At 72.9% G+C, this 24533-nt stretch carries 21 protein-coding genes; 16 read left to right on the top strand and 5 right to left on the bottom strand.

Features of this window, described 5'->3' with window-relative positions:
• Nucleotides 1–175: 175 nt before the first annotated feature.
• The 8 genes from CHC11_RS28435 (at nucleotide 176) to tsaD (ending at nucleotide 7856) form a co-directional block, all read left to right on the top strand.
• Complete coding sequence (locus CHC11_RS28435; protein WP_089314902.1) at nucleotides 176–1657, top strand: NAD(P)H-hydrate dehydratase; 1482 nt, start codon at nucleotides 176–178, stop codon at nucleotides 1655–1657.
• Between the two features lie 41 nt (nucleotides 1658–1698).
• Nucleotides 1699–2823, top strand: coding sequence for an alanine racemase (gene alr / locus CHC11_RS28430; RefSeq protein ID WP_089314901.1), 1125 nt, complete (start codon nucleotides 1699–1701; stop codon nucleotides 2821–2823).
• A gap of 11 nt (nucleotides 2824–2834) precedes the next feature.
• Complete coding sequence (locus tag CHC11_RS28425) at nucleotides 2835–3914, top strand: alpha/beta fold hydrolase (RefSeq protein WP_089314900.1); 1080 nt, start codon at nucleotides 2835–2837, stop codon at nucleotides 3912–3914.
• The gene (gene tsaE / locus CHC11_RS28420; RefSeq protein WP_281258379.1) at nucleotides 3911–4381 is read left to right on the top strand and encodes a tRNA (adenosine(37)-N6)-threonylcarbamoyltransferase complex ATPase subunit type 1 TsaE; all 471 of its coding nucleotides are present in this window, start codon (nucleotides 3911–3913) and stop codon (nucleotides 4379–4381) included. The genes CHC11_RS28425 and tsaE overlap by 4 nt, the downstream gene beginning before the upstream one ends.
• Nucleotides 4382–4507: 126 nt before the next feature.
• Nucleotides 4508–5488: a hypothetical protein gene (locus CHC11_RS28415; protein WP_143227354.1), complete on the top strand. Its 981-nt coding sequence runs from the start codon at nucleotides 4508–4510 to the stop codon at nucleotides 5486–5488.
• A 94-nt stretch (nucleotides 5489–5582) separates the two neighbouring features.
• Complete coding sequence (gene tsaB / locus CHC11_RS28410; RefSeq protein WP_089314898.1) at nucleotides 5583–6263, top strand: tRNA (adenosine(37)-N6)-threonylcarbamoyltransferase complex dimerization subunit type 1 TsaB; 681 nt, start codon at nucleotides 5583–5585, stop codon at nucleotides 6261–6263.
• Between the two features lie 20 nt (nucleotides 6264–6283).
• Nucleotides 6284–6751, top strand: a complete 468-nt coding sequence (gene rimI / locus CHC11_RS28405) for a ribosomal protein S18-alanine N-acetyltransferase (protein WP_089315001.1) — start codon at nucleotides 6284–6286, stop codon at nucleotides 6749–6751.
• 67 nt (nucleotides 6752–6818) lie between these two features.
• Nucleotides 6819–7856: a tRNA (adenosine(37)-N6)-threonylcarbamoyltransferase complex transferase subunit TsaD gene (gene tsaD / locus CHC11_RS28400; RefSeq protein ID WP_218826285.1), complete on the top strand. Its 1038-nt coding sequence runs from the start codon at nucleotides 6819–6821 to the stop codon at nucleotides 7854–7856.
• Nucleotides 7857–7919: 63 nt separating this feature from the next.
• Here tsaD and CHC11_RS28395 read toward each other — a convergent pair whose 3' ends face one another.
• From CHC11_RS28395 to CHC11_RS28385, 3 genes are all read right to left on the bottom strand, one after another.
• Nucleotides 7920–8858, bottom strand: coding sequence for an aminoglycoside phosphotransferase family protein (locus CHC11_RS28395; protein WP_089314897.1), 939 nt, complete (start codon nucleotides 8856–8858; stop codon nucleotides 7920–7922).
• Between the two features lie 186 nt (nucleotides 8859–9044).
• Complete coding sequence (locus CHC11_RS28390) at nucleotides 9045–10694, bottom strand: apolipoprotein A-IV repeat region-like domain-containing protein (RefSeq protein ID WP_089314896.1); 1650 nt, start codon at nucleotides 10692–10694, stop codon at nucleotides 9045–9047.
• Between the two features lie 684 nt (nucleotides 10695–11378).
• Nucleotides 11379–12614 carry a class I SAM-dependent methyltransferase gene (locus CHC11_RS28385; protein ID WP_089314895.1) on the bottom strand — a complete coding sequence of 412 codons (1236 nt, stop codon included), beginning with the start codon at nucleotides 12612–12614 and terminating at the stop codon, nucleotides 11379–11381.
• A 266-nt stretch (nucleotides 12615–12880) separates the two neighbouring features.
• Here CHC11_RS28385 and groES point away from each other — a divergent pair, with 266 nt between their 5' ends.
• The 4 genes from groES to CHC11_RS28365 all read left to right on the top strand — a co-directional run bounded on the left by groES (nucleotide 12881) and on the right by CHC11_RS28365 (nucleotide 16726).
• Nucleotides 12881–13189: a co-chaperone GroES gene (groES, locus tag CHC11_RS28380; protein WP_089314894.1), complete on the top strand. Its 309-nt coding sequence runs from the start codon at nucleotides 12881–12883 to the stop codon at nucleotides 13187–13189.
• Nucleotides 13190–13274: 85 nt separating this feature from the next.
• Nucleotides 13275–14903 carry a chaperonin GroEL gene (groL, locus tag CHC11_RS28375; RefSeq protein WP_089314893.1) on the top strand — a complete coding sequence of 543 codons (1629 nt, stop codon included), beginning with the start codon at nucleotides 13275–13277 and terminating at the stop codon, nucleotides 14901–14903.
• A gap of 297 nt (nucleotides 14904–15200) precedes the next feature.
• On the top strand, nucleotides 15201–15893 hold the full coding sequence (locus CHC11_RS28370) for a sigma-70 family RNA polymerase sigma factor (RefSeq protein ID WP_425427352.1): 693 nt from the start codon (nucleotides 15201–15203) through the stop codon (nucleotides 15891–15893).
• Nucleotides 15890–16726, top strand: coding sequence for a hypothetical protein (locus tag CHC11_RS28365; protein ID WP_089314892.1), 837 nt, complete (start codon nucleotides 15890–15892; stop codon nucleotides 16724–16726). Before CHC11_RS28370 ends, CHC11_RS28365 begins: the two co-directional genes overlap by 4 nt.
• 69 nt (nucleotides 16727–16795) lie before the next feature.
• Here CHC11_RS28365 and CHC11_RS28360 read toward each other — a convergent pair whose 3' ends face one another.
• Entirely contained in the window at nucleotides 16796–17185 is a 390-nt protein-coding gene (locus CHC11_RS28360; RefSeq protein WP_089314891.1) for a DUF5319 domain-containing protein, read from the bottom strand.
• Between the two features lie 246 nt (nucleotides 17186–17431).
• Here CHC11_RS28360 and guaB point away from each other — a divergent pair, with 246 nt between their 5' ends.
• The 3 genes from guaB to glpD all read left to right on the top strand — a co-directional run bounded on the left by guaB (nucleotide 17432) and on the right by glpD (nucleotide 21967).
• Nucleotides 17432–18928, top strand: coding sequence for an IMP dehydrogenase (guaB, locus tag CHC11_RS28355; protein WP_089314890.1), 1497 nt, complete (start codon nucleotides 17432–17434; stop codon nucleotides 18926–18928).
• An 84-nt stretch (nucleotides 18929–19012) separates the two neighbouring features.
• Nucleotides 19013–20128: a GuaB3 family IMP dehydrogenase-related protein gene (locus tag CHC11_RS28350; RefSeq protein ID WP_089314889.1), complete on the top strand. Its 1116-nt coding sequence runs from the start codon at nucleotides 19013–19015 to the stop codon at nucleotides 20126–20128.
• Between the two features lie 99 nt (nucleotides 20129–20227).
• Nucleotides 20228–21967 (top strand): glycerol-3-phosphate dehydrogenase, encoded by a 1740-nt coding sequence (glpD, locus tag CHC11_RS28345; RefSeq protein WP_089314888.1) that lies wholly within the window; start codon nucleotides 20228–20230, stop codon nucleotides 21965–21967.
• Nucleotides 21968–21983: 16 nt separating this feature from the next.
• On the opposite strand, the gene CHC11_RS28340 is transcribed toward glpD, so the two are convergent.
• Nucleotides 21984–22616 carry a TetR/AcrR family transcriptional regulator gene (locus tag CHC11_RS28340; protein WP_089314887.1) on the bottom strand — a complete coding sequence of 211 codons (633 nt, stop codon included), beginning with the start codon at nucleotides 22614–22616 and terminating at the stop codon, nucleotides 21984–21986.
• 264 nt (nucleotides 22617–22880) lie between these two features.
• Between CHC11_RS28340 and CHC11_RS28335 the strand changes: the two genes are divergently transcribed.
• Nucleotides 22881–24524 (top strand): succinic semialdehyde dehydrogenase, encoded by a 1644-nt coding sequence (locus CHC11_RS28335; protein ID WP_089314886.1) that lies wholly within the window; start codon nucleotides 22881–22883, stop codon nucleotides 24522–24524.
• Nucleotides 24525–24533: the final 9 nt, after the last annotated feature.

Raw genomic sequence — 24533 nt, 5'->3', positions numbered from 1 at the left:
ACCGGGGGGTGGCGGCGCGAATACATCGGACCGGTGGAGCAAGATTCTACGGCTGATGATTCTTTTACGCACATGACACCGAAACTTGCGCTGCAAGTTGTGATCACCTTCGCCGACGGTTGCGGACGGTCCCCACGTGGCACTCTAAGTGTGTGATCGACTTGGGGAGCCGCGGATGAGGTACGCGCACGAGGTCGGCAAGGTCCGGGCGGCCGAGCGGGCCCTCATGGCCCGCCTCCCGGACGGCGCCCTGATGCAGCGCGCCGCCGCCGGGCTGGCCTCGGTGTGCGCGCGCCTCCTGCCCGCCGTGTACGGGGCCCGCGTCGTCCTGCTGATCGGCGGCGGCGACAACGGCGGCGACGCCCTGTACGCCGGGGCCCGCCTCGCCCGCCGCGGCGCCCGCGTCCGGGCCGTCCAGGCCGGGTCGAAGATCCACCCGGGCGGGCTGGCGGACCTGCGCGCCGCCGGCGGCCGCCTGCTGGACGCGGGCGCCGAGGCCGCGATCGCCGGCGCGGACCTGATCATCGACGGCCTGACCGGCATCGGCGGCACCGGCGGCCTCCGCGAGCCCCACGCCCGGTACGCCGCGCTCGCCTCCGAGTCCGCAGGGCTCGTGGTCGCCTGCGACGTCCCGAGCGGCGTGGACGCGAGCACCGGGCGCGTCGAGGGCGCGGCCGTCCACGCCGACGTCACCGTCACCTTCGGCACGCACAAGCCGGGCCTGCTCGTCGACCCGGGCGCGGCCCACTGCGGCGTGGTCGAACTGGTCGACATCGGGCTCGGCCCCGACCTGCCCGACCCCGACGTCGTCGCGGCCCGGCCCGCCGACATCGCCCCGCCCGAGCCCCGTCCCGAGTCCGACAAGTACCGCCGCGGCGTCGTCGGGATCCTCGCCGGCGGTGACCAGTTCACCGGCGCGGCCGTCCTCAGCACCGGCGGCGCCCTTCGCGGCGGCGCCGGAATGGTCCGCTTCGCCTCGGTGGCCCGCCCGGTCGAACTCGTCCGGCAGCGCTGGCCCGAAGTGGTCACCACGGTCGTCGAGCCCGGCCGCCACGACACGGGCATCCTGGAGCGCATCGGGCGCGTCCAGGCATGGGTCGCCGGCCCCGGCCTCGGCACCGGCGACGCCGCCGAGTCGCTCCTGGAGGCGGTTCTCACCACCGAACTGCCCGTGCTGGTGGACGCCGACGGCCTCACCGTCCTGGCCCGCCGCCGCGACCTGCTCCGCCGCGCCGCCCCGACCGTCCTCACCCCGCACGCGGGCGAGTTGTCCCGCCTCGTCGCCGCCCGGCGCGAGGACATCGAGGCCGCCCGCCTCGACAACGTCCGCCGCGCCGCCGCCGAACTCTCCGCGACCGTCCTGCTCAAGGGCTCCACGACCCTGGTCGCCGAGCAGGACCGCCCCGTCCGCGTGAACCCGACCGGCACCCCGCGCCTCGCCGCCGCCGGCACGGGCGACGTCCTGTCCGGCCTGATCGGCGCGCTCCTCGCCGGCGGGATGCCCGCCCTGGACGCGGCCGCCGCCGGCGCCTACCTCCACGGCCTCGCCGCCCGCCTGGCCGCCGCCCCCGCCCCCGGCCCCGAAGCCCCCATCAGCGCCCAGGACGTGGTCGAAGCCCTCCCCGCCGCCTTCAGGACAGTTTCCTCCCAGGGGTAGTTCTGTCTTCCAGAGGGACGCCACCCTGGGAGAATGAGCCCATGAGGGTTCCTGCGGAGGCACGGGTCGATCTCGGCGCCATCGGCCACAACATCGGGGTGCTGCGCCGGCATGCGGGGGGCGCCGAGGTGATGGCCATGGTGAAGGCCGAGGCGTACGGGCACGGGCTGGTGGAGGCCGCCCGCGCCGCGCTCGCCGGCGGGGCGTCCTGGCTGGGCGTCGCGAAGCTGGCCGAGGCGCTGCGCCTGCGGGACGCGGGGCTCACCGTCCGCACACTGGTCTGCCTGGGCGTTCCCGGCGAGCCCTACGAGGAGGCCGTCGCGCGGGGCGTGGACATGACCGTGGGCGCGGTCTGGCTGCTGGAGGAGATCGTCCGGGCGGCGGAGCGGGCCGGGCGCGAGGCGCGGATCCACCTCAAGGCCGACACGGGCATGTCGCGCGGGGGCGCGCGCGGCGCCGGGTGGGAGGCGCTGGTCGACGCGGCGCTCAAGGCGGAGGCCACGGGGCACGTGCGGGTGGCCGGGGTCATGTCGCACTTCGCCTGCGCGGACGAGCCCGGCCATCCCTCGATCGCGGCGCAGGTCGGCGCGTTCACCGAGATGGTCGCGCACGCGGAGAAGGCGGGGGCGCGGTTCGAGGTGCGGCACATCGCGAACTCGGCGGCGGCGCTGACGCTGCCGGAGGCGCGGTTCGACCTCGTCCGGCCCGGCATCGCGACGTACGGGCTGACCCCGGTGCCGTCGCTCGGCGAGTTCGGGTTGCGGCCCGCGATGACGCTCGTGGCCGACGCTGCGCTGGTCAAGCGGGTTCCGGCAGGGAGCGGAGTGTCGTACGGTCACACCTACCACACCGAGCGGGAGACCACGCTGGCCGTGGTGCCCGTGGGGTACGGCGACGGGATCCCGCGGCAGGGGTCCAACGTGCTGGAGGTTCTGGCGGGCGGGCGCCGCAGGACGATCGCCGGGCGGGTCTGCATGGACCAGTTCGTCGTCGACCTCGGCGACGACCCGTTCGCGGCAGGAGACGAGATCATCCTGTTCGGCCCGGGGGACCGGGGCGAGCCGACCGCGCGGGAGTGGGCGGAGGCGCTGGGGACGATCTCGTATGAGATCGTCACCCGCATCGGAGCCCGGGTACCGAGGGCGTACCCGGGAGGGGGGCTGTAGGGGGCGCGGGCATGGACAGCAGGAACAGGCGCAGGATCGGTGTCGCCGGCGTCGTCGCGGGCGTGGGCGCCGCCGGGGTGGGCGCGGCGGTCGGGCTGCGGCGCCTCGCCGTCGGCCGGGTGCGGCTGCGCCCGGACCCCGACGCGGCCGAGCCCTTCGGCGAGCTGCGCGGGCGGGAGCTGGCGGTCCGGGCCGACGACGGCGTCCCGCTGCACGTGGAGGTGGACGGCCCCGACGACGCCGACCTCACCGTCGTGTTCTGCCACGGCTACACCCTCAACCAGCACTCGTGGCACTACCAGCGTCGCGACCTGCGGGGGTCGCTGCGGCTGGTGTTCTGGGACCAGCGCGGCCACGGCCGTTCGGGACGCGGCGGGCCCGGGGACGCGACGATCGAGCAGACCGGCGACGACCTGCGCGCGGTACTGGACGCGGCCGTCCCGCCGGGCCGTCCGGTCGTCCTCGTGGGGCACTCCATGGGCGGCATGTCGATCATGGCGCTGGCGGACCGGTACCCCGAGCTGTTCGAGTCGCGGGTGGTGGGCGTGGCGCTGGTGAACACCTCCTGCGGCGACATGGGGGAGATGACGCTGGGGCTGCCGCTCCTGCTGGCCAAGGCCGTCCGGCCGCTCGCCCCCGGGACGCTGCGCGGCCTCGGCCGCCGCGCGGAGCTGGTCGACAAGGCCCGCGGGCTGGGCGCCGACCTGGCGTTCGTCGTCACGCGGAAGATGGCGTTCGCCGACAAGCACGTCAGCCCCTCCGTGGTGGGCTTCCTGGAGCAGATGATCAGGCAGACGCCGATCGACGTGATCGCGGAGTACTACCCGGCGCTGATGGCGCACGACAAGATCGGGTGCCTGGACGTGCTCGGCGGGGTGCCGATGCTGGTGCTGGCGGGCGGCCGGGACCGGCTGACCCCCGCGGAGCACGCCCGCCGGATCGCCGCGGCGCTGCCGGACGCGGAACTGGTAGAGGTGGAGGAGGCCGGCCACGTGCTGCCCCTGGAGTACCCGGGCGTGGTGACCGGGGGACTGCGCCGTCTGGTCGAACGGGTCCGCCCCGCGTACGAGGAAGAGGAGCGCACCGCGTGAAAGCCGTCAGCGTGACCGTCCCGACCGCCGAGGACATGCGCGAGCTCGGGCTGCGCCTGGCCGGGCTGCTGCGGGCGGGCGACCTGCTCGTGATGACGGGCCACCTCGGCGCGGGCAAGACGACCCTCACGCAGGGCATCGGCGAGGGGCTGAAGGTGCGCGGCCCGATCACCTCGCCCACGTTCGTCATCGCGCGGGTGCATCCGTCGCTTGCGGGCGGCCCGTCGCTGGTGCACGTGGACGCCTACCGGCTGGGCGGTTTCGCGGAGCTGGACGATCTCGATCTGGACGCGTCCGTCGCGGAATCGGTGACGATCGTGGAATGGGGAGAAGGGCTCGCCGAAGGCCTCGCCGAGGACCGGCTGGAAATGATCATTTCTCGCGGGGACGGGCCCGGCGAGGGGCGCGAGGTAAGGATCGTCGGGGTCGGTGATCGCTGGTCCGACCTGGAACTCGGCCCCGGATGACCTGGGTCTGGCAACTTTTACGGTTTTTGCCTGGCCGGTTGGTCCTTTCTTTGGCTTGATGTCGTACTCTTTGCCGGAACGAACCTCACCTTCGCGACATATCGATTCCGAACGGGAGTGGGGCCGGTGAGTGGTAGCCATCGCAGCGGGAATTACCGCGACAGTTACCGCGCTTCAGGCGGTGGCCAGGGATCAGGTGGCGGTTACCGGCCGGAGGGCGGTGGATACGGCGCGGGCGGAGACGAGTACGAGCGGTACTCCTCCGGACGGCCGGGCAGCGGTCCCTACCAGCGGGAGACCGGCCCTTACGAGACCGGTAGCGGCGGCTACCGCACGGGCAGCGGCGGATACCGCGCCGAAAGCGGCGGATACCGCACCGGGAGCGGCGGATACCGCACCGGCAGCCACCGGGCGCGCGAGCGCCGCACCGGGCGGCGCTGGGCCGTCGTCCTCGGCGGCGCCGTCGCCGGCGTCGCCGTCTGCGGGCTCGCGGCGTTCGCCGTCCTGACGGGCGTCGGCGCGAGCGGCGACAAGAGCGCCGGCCAGGTCGTCGGCAGCGGCGCCACGGACGACTCCCCGGCGTCCAAGGGGGAGCGCACCGCCGTCCCCGACTCCTGCACGATCGTCGGCGACGACCTGATCGGCCGGCTGGCGCCCCGGTCCGAGCGCACCGACGCCGACAACTACCAGGGCGACGACCAGCAGAACCAGTGCGTGTGGGGCGCCTACGCGGGCGAGCAGAGGCGGCAGCTCACCATCGAGCTGCGCGCGATCGCGGCCGGGGCCGCGGCGTCGCCCACGGACGCCGCCCGCAGGACGTTCGCGACCGAGCGGACCGCCGACGAGTCCGGGAAGGGGCTGCTGGCCGGGCAGAAGCTCACCGACAAGATCCGGCTCACCGGCGTCGGCGACGAGGGCTACATCGTCTACAGCGTGGACCGCAACCAGGGTTCCGGCGAGGCCATCGGCAACGTGCGGGTCGCCAACGTCCTGGTCACCGTCCACTACTCGGGCTCGGACAAGGGCGATCCGCTGTCGTCGGACGCCGCCACGGGCGGCGCCACCGATGTCACCAAGGCCGTGGTCACCGCGCTGAGCCGGCGCTGAGCCCGCCCGTGCCCCTGAACCCGCCCCCGGCCCCTGAGCACGGCCGGGCGAGAGCCGGACCATGCCGTGCCGGCGGCCGGTAGGCTTACAACCCGTGCTGGTCTTGGCTTTCGATACCGCGACCGCCGCGATCACCGTGGCGCTGTACGAGTGGATCCCGGGAGAGGGCGCGGCGCCGCGCGGTCTGGCGGAGGCCGTCGACCGGCGGCGCCACACCGAGCTGCTCACCCCGTCCATCGCGCAGGTGATGGCGGAGGCGGGGGCGGCGCCCGCCGATCTCAGCGCGATCGCCGTCGGCGTCGGGCCGGGGCCCTACACGGGCCTGCGGGTCGGGCTGGTCACCGCCCGCGCGATGGGCGAGGCGCTCAGCGTTCCCGTGCACGGTGTCTGCACGCTCGACATCATGGCCTGGGCCACGAAGCGGGACGGGCCGTTCGCCGTCGCCACCGACGCCCGCCGCAAGGAGGTCTACTGGGCGCGGTACGACTCGGCACGTTTCCGCGCCACCGAGCCCGCCGTGGGCCCGGCGGCGGACGTCCTGGAGGGCGCGCCCGGGGGGCTGCCCGTCGTGGGCGAGGGCGCGACCCTGTACCCGGAGGTCCTCGGAGAGTCCGGGCACGAGCCGCTGCTGCCCACCGCGGGCGCCCTCGCCGAGCTCGTCGTCGCGCGGCTGTCGGGCCTGAAGGGGCCCGAGCTGCTGCCGCCGGAGCCCCTCTACCTGCGCCGGCCGGACGCGAGGGAGCCGGGCCCCCGCAAGAAGGTGACGCCGGCGTGAGCGACGTCGCCCTGCGCCCCATGACCGTTGCGGACCTCCCGGCCGTCCACCGGCTGGACCGGCTGCTGTTCCCGGAGGACACCTGGAGCGAGGAGATGCTCGCCGGCGAACTCGCCGACCAGCCCCGCACCCGGTTCTACGTCGTCGCGGAGGCGCCCGGCGGCGAGATCGTCGGCTATGCGGGCCTGGCCGCGGCGGGCGGGCAGGCCGACGTGCAGACCATCGGGGTGCGCGCGGACCGCCGCAAGGGCGGCATCGGCGCGGTGCTGCTCACCGCCCTGCTGGAGGAGGCCGTCCGGCGCGGCAGCGAGTCGGTGTTCCTGGAGGTCAGGGCCGACAACGACGCCGCCCACCGCCTCTACGAGCGGTTCGGCTTCGAGCGGGTCGGCATCCGCAAGCGCTACTACCAGCCCTCGGACGTGGACGCCATCGTCATGTGCCGCAAGCTCCGCGACCGTCCGCCCATGGGCTTCACCAGAGCCGAATGAGCCGGAGCGGCAGAAGGCGCCCTGGAAGCGGGCGGGACAGGGTGAACGGGGAGACAGGGAGACTCACGTGATTCGGGACGAGCCACTGGTGCTCGGCATCGAGACGTCCTGCGACGAGACCGGGGTCGGGATCGTGCGCGGGCACACGCTGCTGGCGGACGCGATCGCCTCCAGCGTGGACCAGCACGCCCGGTTCGGCGGCGTCGTGCCGGAGGTCGCGTCGCGGGCGCACCTGGAGGCGATGGGGCCGACCGTCGAGCGCGCGCTCGCCGACGCCGGGGTGGCGTTCACCGACGTGGACGCGTTCGCGGTCACCGCGGGCCCGGGGCTGCCCGGCGCGCTGATGGTCGGCGTCGCCGCCGCCAAGGCGTACGCGCTGTCGCTCGGCAAGCCGCTCTACGGCGTCAACCACCTGGCCGCGCACGTGTGCGTCGACCAGCTCGAACACGGCCCGCTGCCGAAGCCGTGCGTGGCGATGCTGGTCTCGGGCGGCCACTCCTCGCTGCTGCTGGTCCCGGACGTGGCGGGCGACGTCCGGCCCCTGGGCAGCACGGTGGACGACGCGGCGGGCGAGGCGTTCGACAAGGTCGCCCGCGTCCTGGACCTCGGGTTCCCCGGTGGTCCCGTCATCGACCGCATGGCCCGCGAGGGCGACCCGGCCGCGATCGCGTTCCCCCGCGGCAAGTACAACGACGGCACCTACGACTTCTCGTTCTCGGGCCTGAAGACGGCCGTGGCGCGCTGGGTGGAGGCGAAGGAGCGCGCGGGCGAGCCCGTCCCGGTCGCCGACGTCGCGGCCTCCTTCCAGGAGGCCGTCGTGGACGTCCTGACGCGGAAGGCGCTGCAGGTCTGCAAGGACAACGGCGTCGACCACCTGCTGATCGGCGGCGGCGTCGCGGCGAACTCGCGGCTGCGCGCGCTCGCCGCGGAGCGCTGCGCGGCCGCCGGGGTCCGCCTGCGGGTCCCGCGTCCGAAGCTGTGCACCGACAACGGCGCCATGGTCGCCGCCCTGGGCTCGGAGCTGGTCGCCTCCGGCATCGGCCCGTCCGCTCTGGAACTGCCCGCCGACTCCAGCCTCCCGATCGAGGCCGTCATCCTGCCCTGAACGCGCGCGCCGTCGCGCCCGGCCTGGCCGCCCGACGCGCCGGCGCGCCCGTGAGGCGGCGCCTCAGCACTGGGCGAGGAGCCTGTCGAGGTAGTCCTCGTAGAGGGGGACCTGGGGCTCGTCGAGCATGCGGGCGCCGTCCTCGGGGAGCAGGTCGAGGAGGCTGCGGACGTCCCAGTACGGGTCGTGCGCGTGGCCGCCGGAGACCTGGTCGAAGGAGCGCAGGAAGCGGTCGGCGACGGAAGCGCCGTAGCGCAGCGCCAGGCCGCGGCGCATGCAGGCGATGTCGACGGAGATGGGGCCGGACGAGGCGTCCGACCAGTCGACGATTCCGGTGAGCCTGCCGTAGGACCACAGGGTGTTGTCGGCGTGGTAGTCGCGGTGGATGAACCGGGCGGGCGCCTCCGGCGCGGGCCGCGCGGCGACCTCGTAGGCGCGTTCCCACAGGTCGGGGCGGAGCGCGTGCCTGGGCGGGAGCCGCACGTCGAGGCGGTTGTGCGGGACGTACGGCGGCATCGTGGACGCGCCGTTCAGCTCGTGCACCGACAGCAGCGCGGCGGCCAGTTGGATCAGGTACTCGGGCAGGTCGTCGTGGGACGGGCGCGGCGGGTGGCCCCGGAGCCGGGAGATGAGCAGGGCGGGGACGTCGCAGTAGGCGCCCGACGGGTCGGCGGCCACCAGGGACGGTGTGGGGATCTCGCAGCCGGCGAGCAGCGCGAGCGCCGCGATCTCGCGCTCGGGGGAGAACTCGGCGTCGCCGTAGCAGCGGCGGGGGGCGGCCTCGCGGGAGGTCCAGCGGCGCAGGACGAGATGGTGCGCCTCGCCGGAGCGGCTCTCGACGAGGAGGGCGTGGTTGGCGTGTGCGGAGCCGCCGGCGAGGGGCCGCACCATGCGGACCTCGGCGCCCTTGCCGAGGCACTCCTCCACCCAACGCAGGGTGGTGTGCCCGGGCGGGACGCCGGTCGGCAGGCAGGGAGCCGGTAGGTGGGTCACCTGATCCATGAAAACGGATTCCGAAGGGTATTGGGAGTGATTTTGCGAAGACGGAAAGTAACAAAACGCACGTCATCGGGGTGACATGAAGGAAGCATCTTCGGTCGTCCCGGCGGTTCGCGGGACGAATGCCGCGGATACCGGGAGGTATCCGAATGCCGGGTGGGGCCCGCGCCGGCCCCACCCGGACGCTCGTCAGTCCTTGGTCTCGCGGCGGGGACGCAGCAGCGCCTCGGCGAGCGCGAGCATCGTCTCCTCCAAGGTGGACAGCCGCTTCAGCACATCCTCGTGCACCGCGTTGACCTGCTTGGACACATCGTCGTGGACACCGTCCATCTTCCGGCCGACCTCGTCCTCGACATGGGAGAACCGCTTGGCGACATCGGCCTGCGCCGCGTCGGCGCGCCGCGCCGCCTCGTCCTGCATGCTCTCCACCCGCCTCGCGAACTCGGCCTGGACGCCGCCGACCTGCCGCGCGACGTCCTCCTGCATGGTTCCGACATGCTTGGCGACGTCGTCGTGGATGCTGCCGACCTGCCGCGTGACGTCCTGGTGGATGTCGCCGATCCGCTTGCCGAAGTCGTGATGGACGCCGCTGACCTGCCGCGACATCTCGCTGTGCACGGACTCGACCTGCTTGGCGACGTCGGCGTGCACCGACTCGACGCGGCGGGAGACGATGTCGACCTGCGTGGTGAACTCCTCCAGCGCGCTGTCGACCCGTTTGGCGACCTCCTCGTGGATGTTCTCGATGCGCTTGCGGACGTCGTCGTGCACGTCCTCGAACCTTCGGGAGAACTCGTCCATGCGCTTGGCGACGTCGCTGTAGGCGGTCTCGGCGATCTGCGCCATGGTGGCCTTGACCTCGTCGCGGTCCGGCCGGGCGCGCAGTTCCTCGATCAGCGGGTCGACGGCCTCGGCGAGGTGCTTCTCCAGCGCGTCGAACCGGTCGCCGTACTCGGCCGCGGGGCGCCGCGCGAGCTCGGTCAGCAGCCGGTGCACCTCGGCGATCTCCAGGGTGGCGGGCAGCCGGCCGATCCGCTCGCCGAGCCCGTCGAGGCGGCCGTCGAGGCTCTCGAACCGGCCGTCCAGCCCGCCCAGCTTGCCCGACACGCCTTCGAGGCGGCCGTCGACGCCGTCCAGCCGCCCGTCGAGCCCGTCGAGGCGGCCGCCGACGCCCTCGACGCGGCCGTTGACCGCCTCGAGACCCTGCTCCATGCGCTCGGCCATCTCGCCGAGCGCCTGGTCGACCCGTGAGGTGACCCCGTTGACCGAGTGTTCGAGCCGCTCGGACCGGTGGCCGAGCTCGGCGAGCGACTTGTCGAGCCGGTTGAAGCGGACGGACCCGGCCTCCATGCTGCCCTGGAGCTTGTCCAGCCGCTTGGTCATCTCGTCCATGCGCTGCGACGCCTGCTGCGTCGCGTCGGTGATCTGCTGCGCGGAGTCGAGGACGGCCTGGATGCGGGTCAGGCCCTCGTCGACGTTCTCGGCCACCACGCCGACGTCGGCCCACAGCGCGGGCAGTTCGGCGACGGGCTTGACCCGCTCGCCGAACGCCTCGATGTGCTCGGCAAGGCCCTCGGCCCATTCAGGGGGCTTGCCGGACAGGTCGTCGACCTGCCCGCGGACGCTCTCGATCTGCCCGGTCAGCCCGGTGAGCTCCCGCTCCCGGACCTCGCGGAGAAGCCACTCCATGCCTTCCAGGCGCTGGCGGATCTCGTCCAGGACCTGCCCCTGTGAGCGCTGTTCGTAGACGTGGTCCTGCGCCGCACGGGCGAGCAACTCCCGCATCCGATCCGAGACCGGTTGACCCCCTGTCTGCAGGAAGTTGTGATTCGTTTCCACCCGATGCTCCTTCGTGTGCCGGCGCGACGAAATGACGCACGGCAAATGAATCTCTGGAGTGGCCACTGTAGTGCGTGTAGAGCGCGGCCAAAACGGGTAGCAGAGAAGATTGCGAGTTCTGCGGAATGTGCCTGTTATCCGACTAGGTGGGATAGCGAGATATCGCCGAGCGCATGGTGACTTTCCCGCTTTATGGCGATTGCCCTGCTTGGGGGGATAAGTGGGGTGGACGCTGGCGGGCGGTGCGGGACGGGTCCGGCGTTCCGGGTGCCGTTCTGTCCGTACATCTCGTCCAACATCGGCAGTTGCCGAACCCCCCGGGCGGGTACATCGACCCGACGCGTGTGCGGCGGGCGTGATGCCGCGGGGCGGGGTCCGGGCCTTTTCGGGAGGCTTTTGGGGAGCCGGCGTCCCGCCCGGTGAACCTGCCTTGGTGTTTTCCCGCCGGTTGATCTCGGCCCGCCGATTCTCGCGCCGCGCCGTGCCCTTGCCGGGCGGCCGCAATCCCTGGTGCGCGCAATGCCGGAAAGTGTCGATGATTTGCACCGCCGTGGCGCGTCGCCCGGTCCCGCTTGGCATTGCGCCGCCGAGTGGAAGATCTTTGGGCAGGGTTGCCGGGCCGCGCTCGTCCGGGCGGGTCATGCCCCGGTGGCCGGCCGACCAGGCCCCCCGGTGGAAGGCCGGTCAGCCCCCGGCGACAGGGTGCGTCAGCAGGGCGACGGGGTCGCGTCCCACGCGCGTCACCACGAGGGTCAGCTCCTTGGCGCCGCGTCCCGCGCGGCGCCCGCCGAAGCCGAGGTCGCGGCGGAGCCGGTCGACGTCGACGGCGGAGCCGCGCTTCTTGACGGTCAGCACACCGATCTCGCGGCGGCGCAACTCCGCGCGCAGCCGCTTCACGGAGAACGGCAGCACGTCCTCCACCTTGTACGCGGAGGCGAAGGGCGTCGGACGCAGCTCGTCGGACGTGACGTACGCGATGCGGGGGTCCGCCAAGCCGCCGCCGACCAGTTCCGCGACTTCGCCGACAAGGTGGGCTCGGATCACGGCGCCGTCAGGCTCGTACAGGTAACGGCCCCACGCGCGTACGTCTGGGTCGTCCAGCCCTTGGGGCGTCAGGGTCCACACGCGGGGCTCTGCTTCCGAGAGATGGGTGTCGGAGGAGAGGAGAGTGGCCCGCCGGCCCACGTCGCCTGCGAGCCCGCCCAGCCACAGGGCCGCTTCCTTGACGTCGCCCCCGACCGAGACCCACTCGGCCTCCGCGCCGTCCGGGACGGCCTCATGCGGAATGCCGGGCGCGACCTTCACGCAGGCCGAGGGCACCTGGCCGGCCATGGCCAGGACGACGTCGAGCGGCGGCTCATACGAACGGGGGTCGAAGACACGGCCCCGCGCCGTGCGCCGTCCAGGATCGGCGAAGACCGCATCGAATCCCGACGGGTCCTCCTCGGCGGCGTCCCCGACCCGTACAGAGGCGAGACCGTCCAGTCCGAAGGCGGCCAAGTTGGCGCGAGCCACCTCAGCGGTCAACGGGTCCAGCTCCACGCCTTCCCCGGCCAGGCCCGCGCGCGCTCGGGAGATGAGGTCGGCGCCTATCCCGCATCCCAGTTCCAGCACGCTCGCGCCGGGCAGCCGGTCCGCGAACCGTCCGGCACGGTAGGCCGCCACGCTCCTGCGGGTCGACTGCTCAAGCCCCGCCTGCGTGAAGTACATGCGGTCGGCGTCCGCCCCGAACTTGGCCCGGGCCCTTTGCCGCAACCGCACCTGCGTCAGCGCGGCGGCCACGAGCGGAGAATCGTGCCGTTCGCGGAGCCGCGACGCCGTGGCGAGCAGGCCGTCCTCGGTCACGTCCGCCTCGGCCGCCTCCCTGAGGAGCGCCTGACCGGACGGGGTGCGCAGGTCCCGGAACGACGCGATGTCCATAGGGTGGAAGTTAGCGGCAGAGCCGGAGACCGGCGGCCGGTGAACGTCCGGAGACGGCCCCCGGGCGGACTCGTGTCCGTGTTGACGGGCCAACGGGCACGGAATAGTCTCACGACTGGCACTCTCAAGGGTAGAGTGCCAAATACAGCGACGAAGGTCGGTCTGGCACCCGCGACGGCAGGCCGGTCCAGGGTCGCCTCTTCTGTCACATGTGCTGGTCGGTCATCCATGGCCGGCCGAGGACCAATCGAAGGGGAGGTCAGATCGTGACGACCGCCACCAAGGTTGTTCTCAAGCCGCTTGAGGACCGCATCGTCGTCCAGCCGCTTGAGGCCGAGACCACCACCGCGTCGGGCCTGGTGATTCCGGACACCGCCAAGGAGAAGCCCCAGGAGGGCACCGTCCTTGCCGTTGGCCCGGGTCGCGTCGACGACAAGGGCGAGCGCGTCCCCGTCGACGTCAAGGTCGGCGAGGTCGTGCTCTACAGCAAGTACGGCGGCACCGAGGTCAAGTACAACGGCGAGGACTACCTCGTCCTCTCGGCCCGCGACGTGCTCGCGGTCATCGAGAAGTAATCACCGAGACGTGATGCACCCGCCCCGGTCGGCGCCGCCTTCGGGCGGCCCGCCGGGGCGGATCGCGTGAAAGAGGAGTATCCGCATGGCGAAGATCCTGGAATTCGAGGAGGACGCTCGCCGGGCTCTTGAGCGCGGCGTCAACGCTCTCGCGGACGCCGTCAAGGTGACGATCGGCCCGCGCGGCCGCAACGTCGTCATCGACAAGAAGTTCGGCGCGCCGACGATCACCAACGACGGCGTCACCATCGCCCGCGAGGTGGAGCTGGAGGACCCCTACGAGAACCTCGGGGCCCAGCTCGCCAAGGAAGTGGCGACCAAGACCAACGACATCGCGGGCGACGGCACCACCACGGCGACCGTCCTCGCGCAGGCGATGGTCCGCGAAGGGACCCGCAACGTGGCGGCCGGCGCCTCGCCGCTCGCCCTCAAGCGCGGCATCGACGCCGCCGCCCAGTACGTCTCCGACCAGCTGCTGAAGACGGCCCGCGAGGTCGAGGAGAAGGGCGAGATCGCGCACGTCGCGACCATCTCCGCGCAGGACCCGCAGATCGGCGAGCTGATCGCCGAGGCGTTCGAGAAGGTCGGCAAGGACGGCGTCATCACCGTCGAGGAGGCCCACACCATGGGCCTCGAGCTGGAGTTCACCGAGGGCCTCCAGTTCGACAAGGGCTACCTGTCGCCGCACATGGTCACCGACCACGAGCGCATGGAGGCCGTCCTGGAGGACGCCTACGTGCTCATCGTGGACGGCAAGATCTCCAACGTGCAGGAGTTCCTGCCGCTGGCCGAGAAGGTCGCCCAGACCAAGAAGCCGCTGCTCGTGGTGGCCGAGGACGTCGAGGGCGAGGCGCTGGCGCTGCTCGTCGCCAACAAGATCCGCGGCACCTTCCTGTCCGTCGCGGTCAAGGCTCCCGGCTTCGGCGACCGCCGCAAGGCGATGCTCGGCGACATGGCCACCCTGACCGGCGGCCAGGTCGTCAGCGAGGCGATCGGCCTCAAGCTCGACTCGATCGGGCTGGAGGACCTCGGCCGCGCCCGCCGGATCACCGTCACCAAGGACGCCACCACCGTCGTCGACGGCGAGGGCGCGGCGGACGAGATCACCGCCCGGATCAACCAGATCAAGGTGGAGATCGAGAACAGCGACTCCGACTGGGACCGCGAGAAGCTGCAGGAGCGCCTGGCCAAGCTGGCCGGCGGCGTCTGCGTGCTGCGCGTCGGCGCCGCCACCGAGGTGGAGCTGAAGGAGAAGAAGCACCGCCTGGAGGACGCCATCTCGGCGACCCGCGCGGCGATCGAGGAGGGCATCGTCTCCGGTGGCGGCAGCGCCCTGGTGCACGTCGCCAAGGAGGGCTTCGGCGCCCTCGGCCTGTCCGGCGACGAGGCGACCGGCGCCGAGGCGGTCCGCCGCGCTCTGCCCGAGCCGCTGCGCTGGATCGCCGAGAACGCCGGCCAGGAGGGCTACGTCGTCGTCTCCAAGGTGGAGGAGCTGGAGGCCGGACACGGCTACAACGCCGCCACCGGCGAGTACGGCGACCTGATCGCCCAGGGCGTCATCGACCCGGTGAAGGTCACCCGCTCGGCGGTCACCAACGCCGCCTCCATCGCGGGCATGCTGCTCACCACCGAGGCGCTCGTGGTCGAAAAGCCCGAGGAGGCCGACGAGGCCGCCGGCGGCGGCCACGGCCACGGCCACGGTCACGGCCACTGAGATCGGCCGACCGGCGGGCTCGTCCCGTCCGGGGAGCGTAGGCGAGACCCCCGTCCGTCCGGGCGGGGGTCTCGCTGTGTCCGGAGGCGCTGTGTCCATGTGTCCCCCCAGAGGCGCTGTGTCGGGGGACACGACGGATGGTGCGTTCCCGCCGGAGAAGGCACCATCTCGCCGGGAAGAGTCCGCCACCCCCGGCAGTGAGATGACCACGACGCGTAGTAACTCCAGGTTCGCTCCCGCACTGTGACCATTCCGTTGTAGAGGACAGTGGAGACACGCCCGGGGGTGCTGGGCATCATGCTTGACGTGACCGAGGGATGCTTCGCCGGGACCGTGACCGCGCGCGCCGCCGACCCCTCGAACGGGCCGGCCCCTCCCGCCCCCCGCGACACCGCCCGTGCGGCGCGGGCGCTGCGCGCCGCGGACGCCGGCGACGGCGACCTCAGGGAGCTGACCCATCTCGCCGTGCAGGGCGACCCGGGCGCCATCGAGATCCTCATCGCCGAGGTGCGCCCCATGATCGTCCGGTACTGCCGGGCCCGGCTCGGCCGGGTCTCCGGGCAGTACCACATCGCCGACGACGTGGCGCAGGAGGTCTGCATCGCCGTCCTGTCGGCCCTGCCCCGCTACCGGGACATGGGCCGGCCGTTCGCGTCCTTCGTCTTCGGCATCGCCGCACACAAGATCGCGGACGCGCTGCGCAGCGCGGTCCGCGCCGCCGTGCCCACCGAGGACCTGCCGGACGGTCCGGACGACCGCCCCGGCCCCGAGGAGACGGTGGTCCGCTACATCGAGGCGCAGCGCGCCCGCGACCTGCTCACCCGGCTGCCCGAGCACCAGCGCGAACTGGTGCTGCTGCGGGTCGTCGCGGGCCTGTCGGCGGAGGAGACCGGTAATGTGCTGGGCATGTCCGCGGGGGCGGTACGGGTCGCGCAGCACCGGGCCCTGGCCCGGCTCCGTGCGATGGCCAGAGAGGAGTCGATCGCTTGACGGAGCGCGGCCCCCTCACCGGCCTGCGGGGCGCCCCGAATCCGGACGAGCCCGCCCCCCACGGCGACGCCCCGGCGCAGGCGCCGCAGGCCCGCCTGTCCGCCGTCCCGCCCGTGGACCTGTCCGCGGTGCGCCGTACCGACGCGCTCTTCGAGTCGCTGGCGGCACGGGACGCTGCCGGTTCCGCGGCCCCCGTTGAAGGCTCCGCCGAGATGCCCGCCGAAGCCCGCCGCGCCGCCCCGCAGGACGACGACCGCGACCCCGCGGTGCGGCTGCTGCGCGCGCTGATCGTCGACGTCGACGAGCAGACCCGTGACGCCCCCGGGCCGCCGGCCCCCTCGGGCCCCGGCCCGCGCCGCCGCGGGCCGCGCACCATCGTGGCCCTTGGCGTGGCGGGCGCCGTCCTCGCCAGCAGCGGCGTCGCGGCCGCGGGCGGCGGCGTCGCCGAACGCGGCACCGCCTCTCCGGCGCCGAGCGCGTCCGGCGTGGCGGAGGACGCGGACAGGGCGGCCGACACCGACCCCGGCACCCGCGCCCGCCCGCGCCCGCCCGTGCGCCCGGCTCCGGAGGCGGGACGTCCCGCCGCCCGCACGCCGTCCGGCGACCCCGGCCGCGGAGAGGACCGGCGGTTCAAGCGGCGCCTGGAGAAGCCTTTCCCCCGTCACCTGCCGCGTCGCCCTCCCCACAGGCAGGAGGCCCCGACGATGTTCACGGAGCCGTTCGAGAGGCCCGACGCGAAGCCGGTCGCCGGCCCGCGGACCCGCCTCGACGACCTGCGACGGATGGCCCGCAAGCGGGCCCTCGACTACCAGAACCGCCCCGCCGACGACTGACGGCCGCGTCCTCCGCGGCCCTCCAGGTCTTTCACGTCCTCCGCGTCGAGACCGGTGCGGTCGGCGCGGTCAGTTCTCCTCGCGGCCCTCTTCGCTGTCGATCACGCCGTCGACGTAGCCGCGGGCGTACTCCCAGCTGACGTAGTCGACGGGATCGGGGGAGAGCGCGGGCTCGTGCACGCGGGGGAGGCCCTGGTCCAGCAGGTGGCGCAGGTTCCCGTGCAGCAGGTCCCAGTCGATGTAGTGCATCTTGCCGCAGTCGCCGCAGTCGACCGTGAGGCCGCGCACCCCGAGCGGCTCCAGCAGGGCGCGGAAGACCTCCAGGTCGGCGAGGTCGGCCAGCACGTCCTCCCGCTCCGTCACGCTGAGCGGAGCGGTCTCGTCGCCCGGGTCGCCGAGCGCCGCCGCCGGATCCTCCGGATCTCCGGCGAACGGGTCGAGCGGAGCATCGTCGTGCACGTACCCACGCTACTGCGCGACGCCCCAAGAGGTGCACCCCCCGGAGTCTCCTCCATGCGCGAACGAGCGCGAGGCGTGCGGGCGCGAAGGGGAATTCGACGGGCCGCCCGGCGTGTTGGGAGATGTCACCAAGACCACGCGGCCGCCGCGCGCAAAGCCCGGCCGGTCGCGGGCTCAGGCCCCTACCATGGGGACAGGGTCGCTTGTGACCTGGCCCGATGCCGCCATTACCACGGGAAGGTTGTCATGAACCCCGCCGCCGAGCCCGACAAGTTCCTTCCGCAGGGCCTGACCTTCGACGACGTGCTCCTGCTGCCGGGCTACTCCGACCTGCAGCCCGGCGAGGCCGACACCACGACCCGGCTGACCCGCGAGATCTCGCTGCGGATCCCGCTGGTCTCGGCGGCGATGGACACCGTGACCGAGGCCCGCACCGCGGTCGCGATGGCGCGCCAGGGCGGCATCGGCGTGCTGCACCGCAACATGTCGATCGAGGAGCAGGCCGCGGAGGCCGACCGGGTCAAGCGCTCCGAGGCCGGCATGATCACCAATCCGGTGACCTGCCTGCCGGACGCCACCCTCGCCGACGTCGAGGCGCTGTGCGCCCGCTACCGGATCTCCGGTGTGCCGGTCACCGACGTGCGCGGTGTGCTGGTCGGCATCGTGACCAACCGGGACATGCGCTTCGAGACCGACCTGACGCGCCCCGTACGCGAGGTCATGACGCCGATGCCGCTCATCACCGCCCCGGTGGACGTGTCCCGCGAGGAGGCGTTCCGCCTGCTCGCGGGCAACAAGGTGGAGAAGCTCCCGCTCGTCGACGGCGAGGGCCGCCTCAAGGGCCTGATCACCACCAAGGACTTCACCAAGAGCGAGCAGTACCCCGACTCCACCAAGGACGCCGACGGCCGCCTGCTCGTCGCCGCGGCGGTGGGCGTCGGCGAGGACGCCCTGCGCCGCGCGAGCGCCCTCATCGACGCCGGCACCGACGTGATCATCGTGGACACGGCGCACGGCCACTCCAAGGGCGTCGCCGACACGATCGCCGCGATCAAGGGCAACTCGTCCGTCCAGGTCGTCGGCGGGAACATCGCCACCGAGGCCGGCGCCCAGGTGCTGGTGGACGCCGGCGCCGACGCGATCAAGGTCGGCGTGGGCCCCGGCTCCATCTGCACCACCCGCATCGTCGCCGGCGTCGGCGTCCCGCAGATCACGGCGATCTCCGAGGCGGCCCGCGCGGCGAAGGCGGCGGGCGTCCCGGTGATCGGGGACGGCGGCCTGCAGTACTCGGGCGACATCGCCAAGGCCCTGGTCGCGGGCGCCGACACGGTGATGCTCGGCAGCCTGCTCGCCGGCGTCGAGGAGTCCCCGGGCGAGCTGATCTTCGTCCACGGCAAGCAGTACAAGTCCTACCGCGGCATGGGCTCGCTCGGCGCGATGCGCAACCGCGAGCGCGGCGCCTCCTACTCCAAGGACCGCTACGCCCAGGCCGACGTCAACGCCGAGGAGAAGCTGATCCCCGAGGGCGTCGAGGGCCAGGTCCCCTTCCGGGGGCCCCTCGCCAACGTCGCGCACCAGCTCGTCGGCGGGCTGCACCAGTCGATGTGGTACGCGGGCACCCGCACCGTCCCCGAACTCCAGGAGCGCGGCCGGCTCATGCGCATCAGCGTCGCGGGCCTGCGCGAGAGCCACCCGCACGACATCCAGATGACCGTGGAGGCCCCCAACTACCAGGGCCGCTGACCTGACGTAAGCTCTTCCGGGGCTTGGTCCCGCGAACCGCGGGAGGACCGATTCAGGTGGAGGAAGCGCGCAGTGGCAGCTGAGGTGGAGATCGGCCGTGGCAAGAGCGGCCGCCGGGCGTACGCCTTCGACGACATCGGCATCGTGCCGTCCCGCCGGACGCGCGATCCCGAGGAGGTCAGCGTCGCCTGGCAGATCGACGCCTACCGGTTCGACATGCCGCTGGTCGTCGCGCCGATGGACAGCGTCGTCAGCCCCGCCATCGCGATCGCCGTCGGACGGCTCGGCGGCCTCGCCGTGCTCGATCTCGAAGGGCTCTGGACGCGCTACGACGACCCCGGGCCGCTGCTCGCCGAGATCGCCTCGCTGGACGACGCCCGCGCCACCCAGCGGCTCCAGGAGATCTACTCCGAGCCGATCAAGGAGGAGCTGATCGGCCGCCGGATCGAGGAGGTCCGCGAGGCGGGCGTCACGGTCGCGGCGCGGCTGTCGCCGCAGCGCACCGCCGAGTTCCACAAGGCCGTGATCGACGCCGGCGTCGACCTGTTCGTGATCCGCGGGACCACGGTGTCCGCCGAGCACGTGTCGGGGCGCGCCGAGCCGCTGAACCTCAAGCAGTTCATCTACGACCTCGACGTCCCCGTGATCGTCGGCGGCTGCTCCACCTACACCGCGGCGCTGCACCTGATGCGCACCGGCGCGGCCGGCGTGCTGGTCGGGTTCGGCGGCGGCTCGGGGCACACGACGCGGACCGTCCTCGGCGTCGCGGTCCCGATGGCCACCGCGGTCGCCGACGTGGCCGCCGCCCGGCGCGACTACATGGACGAGTCCGGCGGCCGCTACGTCCACGTGATCGCCGACGGCGGCATGGTCAACAGCGGCGACATCGCCAAGGCGTTCGCCTGCGGCTCCGACGCCGTGATGGTCGGCTCCCCGTTCGCCCGCTCCACCGAGGCGCCCGGGCGCGGCCACCACTGGGGCAGCGAGGCCCACCACGGCGACGTGCCCCGCGGCACCCGCATCGAGCTCGGGACGATCGGGACGATGGAGCAGATCCTGCACGGCCCCTCCCATGTCGCGGACGGCTCCATGAACCTCATCGGCGCGCTGCGCCGTTCGATGGCCACCGCGGGATACACCGAGTTGAAGGAGTTCCAGCGGGTCCAGGTCGTCGTGGCCCCCGGTCAGTCCACCGACTGAGAGCGACCCCACGTCCGTTCCTTCGCATCTCGGTGTGAACCGGTCCTTACTCTTGGGTAAGAACCGTTCGGAAACCGAACCGCTGTGGGGGGATGCGCGATGACGGGATCACCGGTGACCGGCCTTGGAAGCTCGCGGCTCGGCCCGGCCGAGCGCGCCGCGGCGCTCGACCGCATGGCCCGCGAGGAGTTCGACGTCGTCGTCGTCGGCGGCGGCATCGTCGGCGCGGGCGCGGCGCTCGACGCGGCCACCAGGGGCCTGTCGGTCGCGGTGGTCGAGGCCCGCGACTTCGCGTCCGGCACGTCGTCGCGGTCGTCCAAGCTGATCCACGGCGGGCTGCGCTACCTGGAGCAGTACAACTTCGACCTCGTGCGGGAGGCGCTGACCGAGCGCAGCCTGCTGCTCCAGCAGATCGCGCCGCACCTGGTGCAGCCCGTCCCGTTCATCCTGCCGACCACGCACCGCGTGTGGGAGCGCGCGTACTTCGGGGCGGGCGTGGCCCTCTACGACCTCCTCGCCTTCCAGATGGGCAGCACGCGCGGCGTCCCGCACCACCGGCACCTGACGCGCCGCGGCGCGCTGCGCCTCGCGCCGTCCCTGCGCAAGGACGCCTTCACCGGCGCGATCCAGTACTGGGACGCGCAGGTCGACGACGCCCGCTACGTCATGACCGTCCTGCGGACGGCCGCCGAGTACGGCGCCCAGATCGCCTCGCGCACCCAGTGCCTGGGGTTCCTGCGCGAGGGGGAGCGCGTCACCGGCCTGCGCATCCGCGACCTGGAGGGCAACACGACCAGCGAGGTCCGCGCCAAGCAGGTCGTCAACGCCACCGGAGTGTGGTCGGACGACATCCAGGAACTCGTCGGCGGGCGCGGCCAGATCCACGTGAAGGCGTCCAAGGGCATCCACCTGGTCGTGCCGAAGGACCGCATCCACTCCTCGACGGGGATCATCCTGCGCACCGAGAAGTCGGTGCTCTTCGTGATCCCGTGGGGCCGCCACTGGATCATCGGCACCACCGACACCGCCTGGGACCTCGACCGGGCCCACCCCGCCGCGTCCAAGGCCGACATCGACTACGTCCTGGACCACGTCAACTCCGTCCTCGCCACACCGCTCACCCATGACGACGTGGAGGGCGTCTACGCGGGCCTGCGCCCCCTCCTCACCGGCGAGACCGAGGAGACGTCGAAGCTCTCCCGCGAGCACGTGGTCGCGCACCCCGTCCCGGGCCTGGTCCTCGTGGCGGGCGGCAAGTACACGACGTACCGCGTCATGGCCAAGGACGCCATCGACGCCGTCGCGCACGGCCTCGACGGCAAGGTCGCCGAGTCCTGCACCGACCGCATCCCGCTCGTCGGCGGCGACGGCTTCCAGGCGATGTGGAACGCCCGGCACCGCCTCGCCGCGCGCTCCGGCCTGCACGTCGCCCGGATCGAGCACCTCCTGCGCCGCTACGGGACGCTCCTGGACGACCTGCTCGAACTGGTCTCCGACAAGCCCGACCTCGCCAAGCCGCTGAGCGGCGCCGACGACTACCTGCGCGCCGAGGTCGTCTACGCCGCCAGCCACGAGGGCGCCCGCCACCTCAACGACGTCCTCGCCCGCCGCACCCGCATCTCCATCGAGACCTGGGACCGCGGCGTCGGCGTCGCCCAGGAGACCGCCGACCTCCTCGCGCCCGTCCTCGGCTGGTCCAAGAAGCAGCGCGACCGCGAGATCGAGTACTACCGCAAGCGCGTCGAGGCCGAACGCGCCTCCCAGACCCAGGAGGACGACCAGGAGGCCGACGCCCACCGCCGCGGCGCTCCCGACATCGTCCCCATCGCCACCCCCTGACCCGGACGCCCGCGGTTCAGGGCCGGGGGCGGCCCTGCACGAGGGTCTTGCCGGTGCTGTAGAGGTCGGCGGGGACCCGGACGGGGTCGAGCAGGTGCTGGAAGGCCAGGCCGAAGTCGAGGGCCATGGTCAGGGTGGCGCGGTCGCCGGGGGCGAGCCCGCCGGGGGCGGGGCCGTCGGCGGGTTCCAGCTCCTCGGCCAGCTGGGCGCGTCGTTCGGCGTACCAGTCGGCGATGCGCCAGCCGGCGGCGTAGTCGCGCATGCCGTAGAGCCAGAACTCGACCAGGAGCAGGGCGAGGCGGCGGGGGGCCTCGTCGGAGTCGCGGCGGGACGGGCGGCCGGTGCGGTCGGCGTCCTCGGCGGCGGCGCGGAGCTCGTCGCAGACGTCGGTCCGGGTGCGGGCGCTGGTGATGCGCTCCATCAGGGCGAGCAGCAGGTCGGTCTTGCCGGCGAAGTTGGAGTAGACGGCGCCCTTGGTGAGGCCGGCGGCCGCCGCGATGTCGTCGAGCGAGGCGCCGTGGATGCCGCGTTCGGCCCAGAGGCGCTCGGCGGCGGCGAGCAGGGCGGCGCGGGTCTGCTCGCGCCGGTCCCCGCGCGCTCCGGGGCGGCCGGAGCCGCTCTCGGGCCTCTGGCCGCGGGCGTCCGTCATCGCTGTCCCCTCCCCTGGGCAGTGCCGCCCCCCGACGGCGCTGAGATTCTCCTTCTGCTTCGGGATACACCGGGTGGGGGCGGCCAGTCCTCGACTTGCACAACTCCACCTGGCTTGGAACGGTCCGTTTGGCGGGGGTTGTCAGTGGCGGACGGAGAAGCCGGGTGCACTGACGGAGCTAACAGGCCCTAGTGGGGCATATCACTGCAAGTAGCGCGTTACTTGCGGGTAGCCAAACTGGGCGGGTGGTCATACCCTGCCTGCATGGCATCCCCGACGGTTCCTGCCGAAGGCGCGGCAGACCCTGCCGAAGGCGCACCGGGCCCTGCCGAGGGCGCGGCGGATTCGGCCGAAGGCGCGGCAGAGCACTCACTTCCCCAGACGCTGGTCGACCGGCTGGTCTCGCACGTCGCCTCGGACGGTGCCGGGACCGCGACGATCCCGAGCCCCTTCACCGGCGAGCCCCTCGCGACCGTTCCGCTGTCGAGCCCCGAGGACGTCCGGGCCGCCTACGAGCGGGCGCGCGAGGCGCAGCGGGCCTGGGCGGCGCTGCCCGCGGGGGAGCGGGTCAAGCCCTTCCTGCGGCTCGCGGACGCGCTGGTCGACCGGCGCGCGGAGATCCTCGACATCATCCAGCTGGAGACCGGCAAGGCGCGCCGCCACGCGATGGAGGAGTTCCTCGACGTCGCGCTGTGCTCGCTCTACTACGCCCGGCGGGCCCCGCGGCTGCTGAGGCCGCGCCGCCGCAAAGGCATGGTGCCGGGGCTGACCCGCGTCCAGGAACTGCGGCACCCGAAGGGCGTCGTGGCGCTGATCGCACCGTGGAACTACCCGTTCGCGCTCGGGGCCAGCGACATCGCGCCGGCGCTGATGGCGGGCAACGCGGTCGTCCACAAGCCGGACACCCAGACGTGCCTGTCCAGCCTGTGGGTGCTGGACCTGCTGGTCTCGCTGGGGCTGCCCCGGGACCTCTGGCAGATCGTCGTCGGGGATCCCGCCGAGATAGGCGACCCGCTGGTGGACAACGCCGACTACGTCTCGTTCACCGGCTCGACGCGCGGGGGCAAGGCGATCGCGGAGAGGGTGGCGCCGCGCCTGGTCGCCTACTCGCTGGAGCTCGGCGGCAAGAACCCGATGATCGTCATGCCGGACGCCGACGTCGAGCGCGCCGCGCGCGGCGCCGTCCGCGCGTGCTTCACCAACGCCGGTCAGCTGTGCATCTCGATCGAGCGGATGTACGTGCACGAGGACGTCTACGACCGGTTCGTGCCGCGGTTCGTCGAGCTGGTCAAGGGCATGCGGCTCGGCACCGGCCTGGACTTCGACGCCGAGATGGGCTCGCTGACCCACCAGCGCCAGCTGGACGCGGTGACGGCGCACGTCGACCAGGCCGTCAAGGAGGGCGCGACCGTCCTGGCCGGCGGGAAGGCCCGTCCCGACGTCGGCCCGCTGTTCTACGAGCCGACGGTCCTCGCGGACGTCAGCGGCGACATGGACCTGTGCGCGAACGAGACGTTCGGCCCCGTCGTCGCGGTCTACAGGTACCGGGACGAGGACGAGGTCGTCGCCCGCGCCAACGACACGTCCTACGGGCTGAACGCGTCGGTGTGGACGAAGAACCCGGCGCGGGGCCGCCGCCTCGCCGCCCGCATCCAGGCGGGCACGGTCAACATCAACGACGGCTACGGCGCCGCCTACGCCTCCTACGACTCCCCGATGGGCGGGATGAAGCAGTCCGGTGTGGGACGCCGCCACGGGTCCGAGGGGCTGCTGAAGTTCACCGAGGTCCAGACCGTCGCGAGCCAGCACATCATGGACCTGGAGCCGCCCGGCGCCATCGGCTACGACACGTTCGCCGACTACATGGCCACCGGCATCAAGCTCATGAAGAAGCTGCGGATCAAGTAGGGATCGCCT

Origin of the sequence: Actinomadura mexicana (assembly GCF_900188105.1) — a bacterium.
In the GTDB taxonomy this organism is placed as follows: domain Bacteria; phylum Actinomycetota; class Actinomycetes; order Streptosporangiales; family Streptosporangiaceae; genus Spirillospora; species Spirillospora mexicana.
Note: the sequence above shows the minus strand (reverse complement) of the source record. Positions and strands in the feature narration are given on the sequence as shown.

Coding starts and splice junctions, on each gene's coding strand:
- CHC11_RS28340 (WP_089314887.1), bottom strand. CDS start 22,616: ATGACGGACGCCCGCGGCCAGAGGCCCGAGAGCGGCTCCGGCCGCCCC.
- CHC11_RS28435 (WP_089314902.1), top strand. CDS start 176: ATGAGGTACGCGCACGAGGTCGGCAAGGTCCGGGCGGCCGAGCGGGCC.
- CHC11_RS28395 (WP_089314897.1), bottom strand. CDS start 8,858: ATGGATCAGGTGACCCACCTACCGGCTCCCTGCCTGCCGACCGGCGTC.
- alr (WP_089314901.1), top strand. CDS start 1,699: ATGAGGGTTCCTGCGGAGGCACGGGTCGATCTCGGCGCCATCGGCCAC.
- CHC11_RS28425 (WP_089314900.1), top strand. CDS start 2,835: ATGGACAGCAGGAACAGGCGCAGGATCGGTGTCGCCGGCGTCGTCGCG.
- CHC11_RS28385 (WP_089314895.1), bottom strand. CDS start 12,614: ATGGACATCGCGTCGTTCCGGGACCTGCGCACCCCGTCCGGTCAGGCG.
- guaB (WP_089314890.1), top strand. CDS start 17,432: ATGAACCCCGCCGCCGAGCCCGACAAGTTCCTTCCGCAGGGCCTGACC.
- CHC11_RS28335 (WP_089314886.1), top strand. CDS start 22,881: ATGGCATCCCCGACGGTTCCTGCCGAAGGCGCGGCAGACCCTGCCGAA.
- glpD (WP_089314888.1), top strand. CDS start 20,228: ATGACGGGATCACCGGTGACCGGCCTTGGAAGCTCGCGGCTCGGCCCG.
- rimI (WP_089315001.1), top strand. CDS start 6,284: ATGACCGTTGCGGACCTCCCGGCCGTCCACCGGCTGGACCGGCTGCTG.
- CHC11_RS28370 (WP_425427352.1), top strand. CDS start 15,201: ATGCTTGACGTGACCGAGGGATGCTTCGCCGGGACCGTGACCGCGCGC.
- groL (WP_089314893.1), top strand. CDS start 13,275: ATGGCGAAGATCCTGGAATTCGAGGAGGACGCTCGCCGGGCTCTTGAG.